This window comes from Novosphingobium sp. 63-713, assembly GCF_001898925.1.
GTDB lineage: Bacteria > Pseudomonadota > Alphaproteobacteria > Sphingomonadales > Sphingomonadaceae > Novosphingobium.
Genome location: NZ_MKVS01000005.1, coordinates 130,096 through 142,840 on the forward strand (window position 1 = coordinate 130,096; position 12,745 = coordinate 142,840).

The following is a 12,745-nucleotide window of genomic DNA, read 5'->3' on the forward strand; positions in this document are numbered from 1 at the left end:
TATTAATTGGTTTTGATTTAGTCATGCCCTCCCAACAAAAATTGATATGCATCAACTAAGCAGTCGGGCAAGTCGGCAAGGCCTATCCGCGAAGTTCGATTCAGGGACGGAGCAGACCATCATGTCCTCGCACGTGAGATCGCCGGGCAATGACCCCCAAAGAGCCTTGGGGCTGAGCACCCTTGCCTTTGCCGTCTGTTTCGCTGTGTGGACGATCTTTGGAATCATCGGCATCCGGATCAAATCCGAATTGGGGCTCAACGACACACAATTTGGCCTGCTGGTCGGAACCCCGATCCTGACCGGTTCGCTGCTGCGGCTGCTGCTGGGCGTCTGGACCGACCGATATGGCGGGCGGGCGGTCTTTGCCCTTACCATGCTGGCATCGGCGGCCTCGACCATGCTGCTCACCTATGCCGTCAGCTATCCGGCAATGCTGCTGGCAGCCCTCGGGCTTGGGCTGGCCGGTGGCGGTTTTGCGATTGGCGTTGCCTATGTGTCGAAATGGTATCCGCCATCGCGCCAAGGCGCCGCCTTGGGCTTTTTCGGCATGGGCAATGTGGGGGCCTTCATTACCCAGAGCGCCGCGCCCTTCGTCATGGTGGCGTTTGGCTGGCAGGCGGTGGCGCGGATCTGGGCGCTGGCCTTGGCCGCCACGGCAGTTCTGTTCTTTCTTCTGGCCAAGGATGATCCCGAACTGGCCGCCCGGCGCAAAACCGGCGCGCGCGCCAAAGGACTGGCGGAACAGTTGCAGCCGCTCGGAAACGAGCAGGTCTGGCGTTTTTCGCTCTATTACTTCTTTGTATTCGGCGCCTTTGTGGCCCTCGCCTTGTGGCTGCCCAAATATCTGATCGGCGTCTATGGCCTCGATGTCAAAGCCGCTGGCGTGCTGGCCGCTACCTTCAGCCTCTCGGCCAGCCTGTTCCGGGCCTATGGCGGCATCCTGTCCGACCGCTATGGCGCCCGCCGCATCATGTATGCCACCTTTGGCGTCTCGCTGCTGTTGCTCTTCATGCTGTCCTATCCGGCCACCGATTACGTCATCCACGGCATCAAGGGCGACATCCGCTTTTCCACCTCGATGGGGCTGGTTCCCTTCGTCCTGACGGTCTTTGTGCTTGGTTTCTTCATGGCGCTGGGCATGGCCGCCGTCTTCAAGCATATCCCGGTCTATTATCCCGACCATGTCGGCCCGGTGGGCGGACTGGTGGGCATGGTGGGCGGGCTGGGCGGGTTCGTGCTGCCCATCGTCTTTGGCGTGGTCAGCGATCTTACCGGGATCTGGACCAGTTGCTTTGCCGTGCTGTTCCTTCTTGTGGGCGTGGCTCTTGCCTGGATGCATGGCGCGATCCGCCAGATGGAGCGCAAGGCCAACCGGATCGACCCGCAGGCCCTGCCGCAAATGCCCGAGATGATCGGCCTGCACGATCCTGTCCGTCATGCACCGCCCACCACCGGCAGGGTGCTGGCCGACTGGCGTCCCGAAGACCCCGCCTTCTGGGCGGCCAAGGGCGAAGGCATCGCCCGGCGCAATCTTTTCCTTTCCATCCCCGCCCTGCTTCTTGCCTTTGCGGTGTGGATGGTCTGGTCCGTGGTCGTGGCCAAACTCCCCCTCATCGGGTTTGACTACACCACGGACCAGTTGTTCTGGCTTGCCGCGCTGCCCGGACTGTCGGGCGCGACCTTGCGGATTTTCTACAGCTTTATGGTGCCGGTTTTCGGCGGCCGCCTGTGGACAACGCTCAGCACGGCCTCATTGCTGATCCCGGCCTTTGGCATCGGCTATGCTGTGCAAAATCCCGGCACGCCCTATTTCATCTTTCTCGTTCTGGCGCTGCTTTGCGGGTTTGGCGGCGGCAATTTTGCCTCCTCCATGGCCAATATCGGCTTTTTCTTTCCCACATCGCGCAAAGGCAGCGCGCTGGCGCTCAATGGGGGGCTGGGCAATCTGGGCGTTTCGGTGATGCAGTTTCTGGTGCCGGTGGTCATCACGGGCGGCGTGTTCGGCACTCTTGGCGGCGAACCGCAACTGACCGGCACGGGCGCCCGTCTCTGGCTGCAAAACGCCGGATTTGTCTGGGTCCCCTTCATCATCGCCTCCAGCCTGCTGGCATGGTTCGGCATGAATGATATTGCCGATGCCAAGGCCACCTTTGCCGAACAGGCGGTGATCTTTCAGCGCAGGCACACTTGGCTGATGTGCTGGCTCTACACCGGCACTTTCGGGTCCTTCATCGGCTTTTCCGCCAGCCTGCCCTTGCTGGCCAAAAAGGAATTTCCCGACGTCGACGCGCTCAAATATGTGTGGATCGCGCCGCTGGTGGGTGCAATCAGCCGGGCCGCCACCGGCTGGGTGGCCGACCGATGGGGCGGGGCAAGGGTCACGCTATGGGTCTTCATGGCCATGATCGCGGGCACTTTCGGGGTCATGTATTCCCTCGATGCCAAGGACTTTGGCGGCTTCCTTGCCATGTTCGTCTTCATGTTCTTCGTCACCGGCATCGGCAATGCCTCGACGTTTCAGATGATCCCCAACATCATGCGTCTCGAAACACCGCGCCTGATGCCCGAACTCGGCCCGGTCGAGGCGGAAAAACAGGCGGACAAGGAAGCCGCCGCAATCGTTGGCTTTACCTCGGCCATTGCCGCCTATGGCGCCTTCTACATTCCCAAGGCTTTTGGCACCTCGATCACCCTGACCGGCAGCCCCCAGCCCGCCCTGTGGGGATTCCTGCTCTTTTACATCAGCTGCGCCGGATTGACCTGGTGGGTCTATGCGCGCCGCAGCGGCCTGCTCCACGCCACCGAGCATGGCCTGCCCTCCCCCCTTTCACAGACCCAAGGAGCCCCCGCATGAGCCATTTGCTCGATCGCCTGACCTTCTTTCGCCAGAAGAAAGAACCGTTCTCGGGCGGGCATGGCGTGACCACCGGCGAGGCCCGCGACTGGGAGGACAGCTATCGCCGACGCTGGCAACATGACAAGATCGTGCGCAGCACCCATGGGGTGAACTGCACCGGGTCATGCAGCTGGAAGATCTACGTCAAGGGCGGGATCATCACCTGGGAAACCCAGCAGACCGATTATCCGCGCACACGCCCCGAACTGCCCAATCACGAGCCGCGCGGGTGCCCGCGCGGAGCGAGCTATTCGTGGTATATCTATTCGGCCCAGCGGCTGAAATATCCGATGATCCGCAAGCGCCTTGTCCGCCTGTGGCGCGAGGCGCGGCGCCATCTGCCGCCCGTGGCCGCATGGGCCGCGATCCAGAACGATCCGGTCAAGCGCAAGAGCTATACCGCCATTCGCGGTCATGGCGGCTTCGTGCGCTCCACATGGGACGAGGTGAATGAGATCATCGCGGCGGCCAATGCCTATACCGCCAAGACATGGGGGCCTGATCGGGTAGTCGGCTTTTCGCCCATCCCGGCCATGTCGATGGTCTCCTATGCCGCGGGTGCGCGCTATCTGTCGCTGCTGGGCGGCACCTGCCTGTCCTTCTATGACTGGTATTGCGATCTGCCGCCCTCCAGCCCGATGACATGGGGCGAACAGACCGATGTTTGCGAAAGCGCGGATTGGTACAATGCGGGCTTCCTGATGCTGTGGGGCAGCAATGTGCCGCAGACCCGCACGCCCGACGCCCATTTCATGACCGAGGCGCGTTATCGCGGCGCCAAGGTGGCCGTGGTCAGCCCCGATTATGCCGAAGCCACCAAATTCGCCGACCTCTGGCTCAATCCCAAGCAGGGGACGGATGCGGCGCTGGCGCTGGCGATGGGCCATGTCATCCTGCGCGAATTCCACCTCGACCGGCAGGCGCCCTATTTCGAGGATTATTGCCGCCGATATTCGGACATGCCGATGCTGGTGCGGCTGGTCCAACAGGATGGCCGTCTGGTGCCCGAACGCCTGCTGCGCGCCAGCGATTTTGCCGATGGCCTTGGCGAGAGCAACAATCCGGAGTGGAAATGCGTCGCCATCGACGAGGACAGCGACGATGTGGTCGCTCCTTCGGGCACCGCCGGTTTTCGCTGGGGCGAGAAGGGCAAATGGAACCTTGAGGAAAAGGACGGCAAGGACCGCAAGGTCAAGCTGCGGTTGACCGCCATTCTGGACAAGGATCACGACGAAGTCGTCGATGTTGCCTTTCCCTATTTCGGCAACCGCGAGCATGACCATTTCGCCGGAACCGACCATCCCGACATTCTGCCCCGGCGCGTCCCGGTGCGCCGGATGGAGTTGGTCGGGGGCCGGGCCTATGTGGCAACGGTGTTCGATCTGCTTTGCGCCAATTACGGGCTGGATCGCGGTCTGGGCGGCGATTTCGTCGCGCGCGATTATGGCGAAATGACGCCCTATACCCCGGCTTGGGCGGAAAAGATCACCGGCATTCCGGCCGATCACATCATCACCACCGCCCGCGAATTTGCCGCCAATGCCGAAGCGACCAAGGGCAAATCCATGGTGATTCTGGGGGCGGGCCTCAATCACTGGTATCATATGGACATGAATTACCGGGGGATCATCAACCTTCTGGTGATGTGCGGCTGTGTAGGGCAATCGGGGGGCGGATGGGCGCATTATGTGGGGCAGGAAAAGCTGCGCCCGCAAACCGGATGGGCGCCGCTGGCCTTCGGGCTCGATTGGGCGCGCCCGCCGCGCCACATGAACGGGACCAGCTTCTTTTACGCGCATACCGACCAATGGCGCTATGAAACGCTCGATGTCGGCGAAATTCTCTCGCCCACCGCGCCCAAAGGCGACTGGGACGGCAGCCTGATCGATTACAATATCCGCGCCGAAAGGATGGGCTGGCTACCCAGCGCGCCGCAGCTCAAGACCAATCCGCTGGAAGTCGGCAAGGCAGCGGCGGCCAGCGGCATGGAGGCCAAGGATTATGTTGCGGGCGCTCTGAAATCGGGGACGCTGGAAATGTCCTGCCTTGATCCCGATGATCCGGCGAACTGGCCCCGCAACATGTTCGTCTGGCGCTCCAACCTGCTCGGCTCATCGGGAAAGGGGCACGAGTATTTCCTCAAACACCTGCTGGGCACCGCCCATGGCGTTCAGGGCAAGGATCTGGGCGAGGCCGGGCGGCAAAAACCGCGCGAGGTCACATGGCACGACGAAGCGCCCAAGGGTAAGCTCGACCTGCTGGTCACGCTCGATTTTCGTATGTCCACCACCTGCGTCTATTCCGACATCGTGCTGCCCACGGCCAGTTGGTATGAAAAGGACGATCTCAACACCTCGGACATGCATCCTTTCATCCATCCGCTTTCGGCGGCGGTCGATCCGGTGTGGGAATCGCGCAGCGACTGGGACATCTACAAAGGGCTGGCCAGGAAATTCTCCGAAGTCGCCCCCGAAGTGCTGGGGGTGGAGCAGGATGTCGTGCTTACCCCCATCCAGCATGACAGCGCCCATGAACTGGCCCAGCCCTTTGACGTGGCCGATTGGGGCACGGGCCAATGCGAGCCGGTACCGGGCAAGACCATGGCCACGGTAGCGGTGATCGAGCGGGACTATCCCAATCTCTACAAGCGTTTCACCGCGCTTGGCCCGCTGATGGACAAGCTGGGCAATGGCGGCAAGGGCATCGCCTGGCCCACGGCGCAGGAAGTCGAAAACCTGCGCCAGTTGAACGGCACTGTGCAGGAGGAAGGGCCGACCAGAGGCATGCCGCGCATCGACACCGCAATCGATGCCGCCGAAGTGTTGCTGATGCTGGCGCCCGAAACCAATGGTGAAGTAGCCGTCCGGGCATGGGCGGCGCTGTCGGAAAACACCGGCAAGGACCACACCCATCTGGCGCGGCCCAAGCAGGAGGAGAAAATCCGCTTTCGCGACATTCAGGCCCAGCCGCGCAAGATCATCTCTTCGCCCACATGGTCGGGGCTGGAAAGCGAGCATGTCTGCTACAACGCCGGCTATACCAATGTCCACGAACTGATCCCCTGGCGCACGCTGACCGGTCGCCAGCAATTGTATCAGGATCACAAATGGATGCTGGCCTTTGGCGAGGCGCTGTGCGTCTATCGCCCGCCGATCGACACCAAGGCGGTCAAGCCCATGCTCGACCGGGCCGAGGGCCAGAAACACGTCGTGCTCAACTTCATCACCCCGCATCAGAAATGGGGCATCCATTCCACCTATACCGACAATCAGCTGATGCTGACCCTCTCGCGCGGCGGCCCCATCGTCTGGATCAGCGAGATCGATGCCGCCAAGGCCGGGCTGGTCGACAATGACTGGGTGGAAACGTTCAACGCCAATGGCGCACTGGTCGCCCGCGTGGTCGTCTCGCAACGCATGAAGGAAGGCACACTGTTCATGTATCATGCGCAGGAAAAGCATGTGAACATGCCCGGATCGCCCCTGACCGGACAGCGCGGCGGCATCCACAATTCCGTGACCCGCGCGATCCTGAAACCCACCCATATGATCGGCGGCTATGTCCAGCAAGCCTATGGCTTCAACTATTACGGCACGGTGGGGTCGAACCGCGATGAATTCGTGATCGTGCGCAAGCTGGAAAAGGTGGACTGGCTTGAAGGACCGCTGGCCGAAGGGGAGCATGCAGCATGAAAGTTCGCGCGCAAATCGGCAAAGTGCTCAACCTCGACAAATGCATCGGCTGCCATACCTGCTCGGTCACCTGCAAGAATGTGTGGACCAGCCGCGAAGGGCTGGAATATGCCTGGTTCAACAATGTGGAAAGCAAGCCGGGCGTCGGCTTTCCCAAGGATTGGGAGAACCAGAAGCGCTGGAACGGCGGCTGGGAATTGCGCCACGGGCGGCTGCAACCGCGCATGGGGGGCAAATGGCGGCTGCTGGCCAAGATTTTCGCCAATCCCGACCTGCCTGAAATCGACGATTACTACGAGCCTTTCACCTATGATTATGCCCATCTGCAACAGGTGGGTGAAAGCAAGGCCTTTCCCACCGCCCGTCCGCGCAGCCTGATTTCGGGGCAACGGATGGAAAAGATCGAGGGCGGCCCCAATTGGGAAGAGATCCTTGGCGGCGAATTCGCCAAACGCTCGGCCGATTACAACTTTGAAGGCGTGCAGAAGGAAATCTATGGCGAGTTCGAAAACACGTTCCTGATGTACCTGCCGCGCCTATGCGAACATTGCCTCAATCCCACCTGCGTGGCCGCCTGTCCCTCCGGCTCGATCTACAAGCGCGAGGAGGACGGCATCGTCCTGATCGATCAGGAAAAATGCCGGGGCTGGCGCATGTGCGTCTCGGGCTGTCCCTATAAAAAGATCTACTTCAACTGGAAAAGCGGCAAGAGCGAGAAATGCATCTTCTGCTATCCCCGGATCGAGGCGGGCCAGCCTACGGTCTGTTCGGAAACCTGCGTGGGGCGCATCCGCTATCTTGGCGTGATGCTCTATGATGCGGACCGGATCGAGGAAGCGGCCAGCGCGGAAAATGTCGAGGATCTCTATCATGCCCAACTGGATATCTTTCTGGACCCCCACGATCCCGACGTCATCCGGCAGGCCCGCGCCGATGGCGTTCCCGAAGCATGGCTGGAGGCGGCACGCCATTCGCCGGTCTGGAAAATGGCGATGGAATGGAAAGTCGCCTTCCCGCTGCATCCGGAATATCGCACCCTGCCGATGGTCTGGTATGTGCCGCCCCTCTCGCCCATCAATGCGGCGGCCAGCGCGGGCAAGATTTCGGCCCATAACGGGATGCCCGATGTCCGCTCGCTGCGCATTCCGGTCAGATATCTCGCCAATCTGCTGACGGCGGGCAAGGAGGCGCCGGTGATCGACGCGCTGGAGCGGATGCTGGCCATGCGCGCCTATATGCGCGCCAAAACGGTCAAGGGTGTGATCGAGGAACCGATCGCGACGGGTGTGGGCCTGTCGGCCGCGCAGATCGAAGAGATGTACCGGATCATGGCCATCGCCAATTATGAGGATCGGTTCGTGATCCCCAGCGGCCACCGCGAGGATGCCGAGGACATGTATGACGAGCGCGGCGGCTGCGGTTTTTCCTTCGGCAATGGCTGCTCCGGCGGATCGTCGCAGCCCAACCTGTTTGGCGCCCCTGCCCGCAAGAAACTGCAAACGCCCTCGGAGGTGTTCTGATGCGTCATACTCTGCTCATCCTCTCGCACCTGCTGCGCTATCCCACCGAAGGCCTGCAACAGGCCGCGCCCGAACTGCTGGCCACGCTCGAACTGGACGGCGTGCTGGAAAGCGGCCAGATCGGGCAGCTCGAACCGCTGATCGCGGCCATTGTCGATGAGGAACTGCTCGATCTTCAGGAGCGCTATGTCGGCCTGTTCGATCGCGGCCGCGCCATTTCGCTGCATCTGTTCGAACATGTCCACGGCGAAAGCCGGGACCGCGGACAGGCGATGGTCGAATTGCGCAGCCGCTATATGGCGCAGGGCCTTGAAATCACGGCCAATGAATTGCCCGACTATTTGCCGATGTTCCTTGAGTATCTCTCGTGTCTTCCCTTGCCGCAGGTGCTCGAGGAACTTGCCCAGCCCGGACTGATCATCGAGGCTCTGGCCGAAAGGCTGGCCGAACGCGATGCGCTCTATGCCGCGCCGATGCGGATCCTGTCCGGGCTGGCCGGGGCAACGGGATCATCGGCCTCCCTCGCGCCGGCCGATGATCCCGAGGATCTGAGCGCTCTCGACGCCATCTGGGAAGAGCAGCAGGTCCGCTTTGACACGCCGACACCTGCCGCAGGCGAAGGCGAATGCCCCAAAGCGGCCGCCATGGTCGCCCGCCTGCACTCTCCCGCGCTTGAGAGGAACCGGAACCATGGCTGATTTCATGCACCACCTGCTCTTTGGCATCTATCCCTATATCGCGCTGGCCGTTTTGGCGGTGGGTTCGGTGATCCGTTATGATCGTGAACCCTATTCCTGGCGCGCGGGGTCCAGCCAGTTGTTGCGCCGCAAGCAGTTGATCGTCGGCTCGGTGCTGTTTCATGCGGGCGTGCTGATGATCTTTGCCGGGCATCTGGTCGGCCTGCTCACCCCCATTGCCATCTGGGATGCGCTGGGCGTGTCGCATGGCGCCAAGCAATTGCTGGCCATGAGCGCGGGCGGGGTTGCGGGATGCATGGCCATCGCGGGCGCCAGCCTGCTGATCCACCGGCGCTTTTTCGACCCGCGTGTGCGCGCCGCCTCCAGTTTCAGCGACAATCTGGTGATCCTGCTGCTCTGGACGCAACTGGCGCTGGGTCTGTCCACCATCCCGGTTTCGGCGCAGCATCTCGATGGCCACGAAATGGTCAAGTTCATGGCATGGGCACAGGGCATTTTCACCTTCCGCGCCGATGCCGCAGCGTCAATCCGCGATGTGGCGGTGGTGTTCAAACTGCATCTGATGCTTGGGCTGACCATCCTGCTGATCTTTCCCTTCACGCGCCTCGTGCATATGCTGAGCATGCCGGTCCGCTATGTCTGGCGGTCGGGTTATCAGGTGGTGCGCTCGCGCAAACTGGCGGCTCATCATGGCTGACGCGCCCGAGTATCCGCGTGTGGCGGTGAACGGCAGGGAAATCGCGCCTGCAACCATTGCCGCCGAAACGCAGCATCATCCCGCCGCCACCGCCCATGAGGCCCGCAGGGCGGCGGCGGAAGCCCTGGTCATCCGCCAGTTGCTGCTCGATGAAGCCGACAGGTTGAACATTGTGGCGAATGACCTTGTCGATGCCGAAGGGCGCCCGCTGTCGGAGGAGGAGGCCAGAATCGAGGCCCTGCTGGCCTGCGAGGTCAAAACGCCGCGGGCCGACGAGGCCACCGCCAGACGCTATTACCAAACCCATCGCGCCCGCTTCCGCTCGCCCCCGATGGTCGAGGCCGAACATATCCTCTTCGCGGCTGATCCGGCTGATGCCATGGCCTATGGACTGGCCACCAGCGATGCGCGCGGGGCGATCCGCCATTTGCAGGACAGGCCGGAAACCTTTGCCGAGCTGGCCCGGCGCCATTCGGCTTGTCCCTCCCGCGATCAGGGCGGCAAGCTGGGGCAGATCACGCCCGGCGCGCTTGTGCCCGAATTCGAAGAGGTGCTCTTCGCGCTGGAGGCCTGGGCGCTCCACCCCGTTCCGGTCAAAACCCGCTTTGGCCTGCATGTCATCCGCGCCGGGCGGCGCCAGGAAGCGCGCGACCTTCCGTTCGAGGCCGTCTCGCGCCGGATTATCGAATATCTCGAGGAAGCCAGCTGGCGGCGGGCCATGGCGCAATATGTCGGCCTGCTGGCGGGCCATGCCGAACTGGAGGGTGTTTCGATCGCAGGGGCATCGGGATCATTGGTGCAATAAGAGCGACGAAGCGAAAGCGGCTGATGAATGGCAAAATCGCCAGGGCGTTGATCCGGTTGGCCGATGAAATTCCCGTTGCCATGCGCTAGGGCCGCAGAAAATCGCGCCTCTGCGGGCTTCGTGGCGCGTTTTCCGCTGGCACGTCGGCCCTGCCGATCCGCTTCGAATGCAGGAACTCTTTGTTCATGTCCGGTTGCTGATGCCCATGCCAAAAAGAGGGCAAGCAAGAGATCAGACAACGGACAAAGGGATACGAAACCTTATGCGCAAAATTGTCATTTCGGCCGCGCTGGCCGCCATCATGCTGCCGATCGCCACGCCCGCCCTTGCCGATCCGCCGCCTTGGGCGCCCGCCTATGGCCGCCGCGGTCATGACGAGTATCGGGATTATCGCGATCATGGGCGCCATGTCGAGTATCGGCGCCTTGGCCGCGATGATCGGATCTGGCGAGGCAATGACGGGCGCTATTACTGCCGCCGCAGCAATGGCACCACCGGACTGGTGGTCGGCGCGGCGCTGGGCGGCGTATTGGGCAACCAGATCGCGGGCCGTGGGGACCGGACGCTTGGCACCATTCTGGGCGCTGCCGGAGGCGGCCTGCTCGGGCGCGAAATCGACCGGGGCAGCGTGACGTGCCGCTAAGCTGACCAGCGGATATCACTGTTTTGCGAGAGCCGCAGATGTCTGCGGCTCTCGATCAACCGGGCGATCAAACGGTCGCGCTCAGCCTTGCAGCCAGCGCCGGAGATCCTCTTCCCGGGGAATGCCGCCCGCATGGACGACCTTGTTGTCAATAACGATCCCCGGTGTCGACAGGACGCCGAACCTGGCTATGTCAGCATAATCCGTCACCTTTTCCAAAGCGACAGGGACGCCCAGAGACTCCGCCGCCGCCTTGACCATGGCCTCGACCGTTTGGCAACGCTTGCAGCCGGGACCCAGCACTTTGACATCTTTCATCGGAAATCCTTTCAGGCAAAGAGGACATTGAAGAGATAGCCGACCGCCAGAATGCCCAGCGCCACCACCCCGGCAAAAACGACGATCAGTTTCAGGCTAAGCACTTTACGCAGGATGATCATTTCGGGCAGCGACAGGGCGGTGACCGACATCATGAAGGCCAGCACCGTGCCCAGCGCCGCCCCCTTGCCCAGCAGCGCGTCGACAACGGGGATGATACCGGCCGCATTGGAATACATCGGCACACCCACCAGCACCGCCGCGGGCACCGACCACCAAGCTCCCGCCCCCATAATCCGCGCCAGCAGGCCCGCCGGAACATAGCCATGGATAAAGGCGCCCGCCGCAATGCCTGCAATGATCCAGTACCATACTTTGCCGACGATCTCTTTGACCGCATCCCAGCCCGCCTCGAAGCGGTTGACCCAGTCGCGATGCTCTTCATCCGGCAGGTCTTGCCCGGCGCGGACCTCGCGCACCCAGGTTTCAAGCCAGCCTTCGAGATGCAGGCGGCCGATGATCCAGCCCGAAAGGATGGCAATCGACAGGCCAAAGGCAAGATAGGTCAGGGCAACCTTCCAGCCGAGCAGCGCGAACAACAGGCCCAGCGCCACTTCATTGACCATCGGGGCCGAAATCAGAAAGGAAAACGTCACCCCCAGCGGCACGCCCGCCGAGACAAAGCCCACAAACAGCGGCACCGCCGAGCAGGAACAAAAGGGCGTGACAATGCCCAGCATGGCAGCGGCGATATTGCCCACGCCCTCGCGTTTGCCCGCCAGCAGCGCGCGCGTTCGCTCCGGCGAGAAGAAGCTGCGCACAACGCCCATGGCAAAGACCACAAGCGTCAGCAGCATCAGCACTTTGGGCGTGTCATAGAAGAAGAATTCGACCGAAGCGGCCAGATGGCTGCCCGCCGGGATCGGCAATTGCGCCACAAGCCAGCGCGAAACCGGCTGCAACTGTCGATAAAGGGCAAACCATATGGCCACGCCGATGGCAATGCCGGCGAACCATGCTTGCGGGGTTCTATAGGGGTTTGCAGGCCCTTTGGTCATATCAGGCGGCCTTTTGATTGGCAGATGGGGGCAATGCGGCCAGAATGGCCTCGATCACCGCGACCCAGGCGGCGGGCATATCGGGATTGCGGCGATAGCGCGTCCATTGCGCATCGCGTCGGTCGGTCAACAGCCCAACCGACTTCAACCGCGCCATATGGCGCGACATGCGCGATTGGGTGGCGCCAAGCCGGTCCATCAATTCGCAGACGCAATGCTCGTCGCCATCCCAAAGAATATGCAGGGCGCGCAACCGCGTGGGTTCGGCAAGAGCGGCAAGCAAATGATCGATGGGCCTGTGCATCTTGGCAATCTATGCGCCGAAACGCATGAGCGCATTGACGCCTGTCAACCGGCTTCGCGCTGAATGCATTGATGGGCTGATGGGCTATCTCACCGAGAACTGCTGCGGCGG

10 protein-coding genes are annotated in these 12,745 nt (G+C 62.1%); 7 read left to right on the forward strand and 3 right to left on the reverse strand.

Going from position 1 to position 12,745, the window contains the following annotated elements; all coding sequences use genetic code 11:
* The first annotated feature begins 121 nt into the window (after positions 1-121).
* From BGP00_RS01700 to BGP00_RS01730, 7 genes are all read left to right on the forward strand, one after another.
* Positions 122-2,857 (forward strand): MFS transporter, encoded by a 2,736-nt coding sequence (locus tag BGP00_RS01700; RefSeq protein ID WP_292925691.1) that lies wholly within the window; start codon positions 122-124, stop codon positions 2,855-2,857.
* Positions 2,854-6,591 carry a nitrate reductase subunit alpha gene (locus tag BGP00_RS01705; protein WP_292921824.1) on the forward strand — a complete coding sequence of 1,246 codons (3,738 nt, stop codon included), beginning with the start codon at positions 2,854-2,856 and terminating at the stop codon, positions 6,589-6,591. Before BGP00_RS01700 ends, BGP00_RS01705 begins: the two co-directional genes overlap by 4 nt.
* Positions 6,588-8,111 (forward strand): nitrate reductase subunit beta, encoded by a 1,524-nt coding sequence (gene narH, locus BGP00_RS01710; RefSeq protein WP_292921823.1) that lies wholly within the window; start codon positions 6,588-6,590, stop codon positions 8,109-8,111. Before BGP00_RS01705 ends, narH begins: the two co-directional genes overlap by 4 nt.
* Positions 8,111-8,809 (forward strand): nitrate reductase molybdenum cofactor assembly chaperone, encoded by a 699-nt coding sequence (gene narJ, locus BGP00_RS01715; RefSeq protein WP_168601713.1) that lies wholly within the window; start codon positions 8,111-8,113, stop codon positions 8,807-8,809. The genes narH and narJ overlap by 1 nt, the downstream gene beginning before the upstream one ends.
* Complete coding sequence (narI, locus tag BGP00_RS01720) at positions 8,802-9,506, forward strand: respiratory nitrate reductase subunit gamma (protein WP_292921822.1); 705 nt, start codon at positions 8,802-8,804, stop codon at positions 9,504-9,506. The genes narJ and narI overlap by 8 nt, the downstream gene beginning before the upstream one ends.
* A complete protein-coding gene (locus BGP00_RS01725) occupies positions 9,499-10,311 on the forward strand; it encodes a peptidylprolyl isomerase (RefSeq protein ID WP_292921821.1) in 813 nt (270 codons plus the stop codon). Before narI ends, BGP00_RS01725 begins: the two co-directional genes overlap by 8 nt.
* Positions 10,312-10,573: 262 nt before the next feature.
* Positions 10,574-10,954 (forward strand): glycine zipper 2TM domain-containing protein, encoded by a 381-nt coding sequence (locus BGP00_RS01730; protein ID WP_168601710.1) that lies wholly within the window; start codon positions 10,574-10,576, stop codon positions 10,952-10,954.
* Positions 10,955-11,035: 81 nt separating this feature from the next.
* On the opposite strand, the gene BGP00_RS01735 is transcribed toward BGP00_RS01730, so the two are convergent.
* The 3 genes from BGP00_RS01735 to BGP00_RS01745 all read right to left on the reverse strand — a co-directional run bounded on the left by BGP00_RS01735 (position 11,036) and on the right by BGP00_RS01745 (position 12,634).
* Positions 11,036-11,272, reverse strand: a complete 237-nt coding sequence (locus tag BGP00_RS01735; protein ID WP_168601709.1) for a thioredoxin family protein — start codon at positions 11,270-11,272, stop codon at positions 11,036-11,038.
* An 11-nt stretch (positions 11,273-11,283) separates the two neighbouring features.
* Entirely contained in the window at positions 11,284-12,264 is a 981-nt protein-coding gene (locus tag BGP00_RS01740; RefSeq protein WP_292921820.1) for a permease, read from the reverse strand.
* A gap of 67 nt (positions 12,265-12,331) precedes the next feature.
* Positions 12,332-12,634 carry a metalloregulator ArsR/SmtB family transcription factor gene (locus BGP00_RS01745; RefSeq protein WP_168601708.1) on the reverse strand — a complete coding sequence of 101 codons (303 nt, stop codon included), beginning with the start codon at positions 12,632-12,634 and terminating at the stop codon, positions 12,332-12,334.
* Positions 12,635-12,745 lie beyond the last annotated feature (111 nt).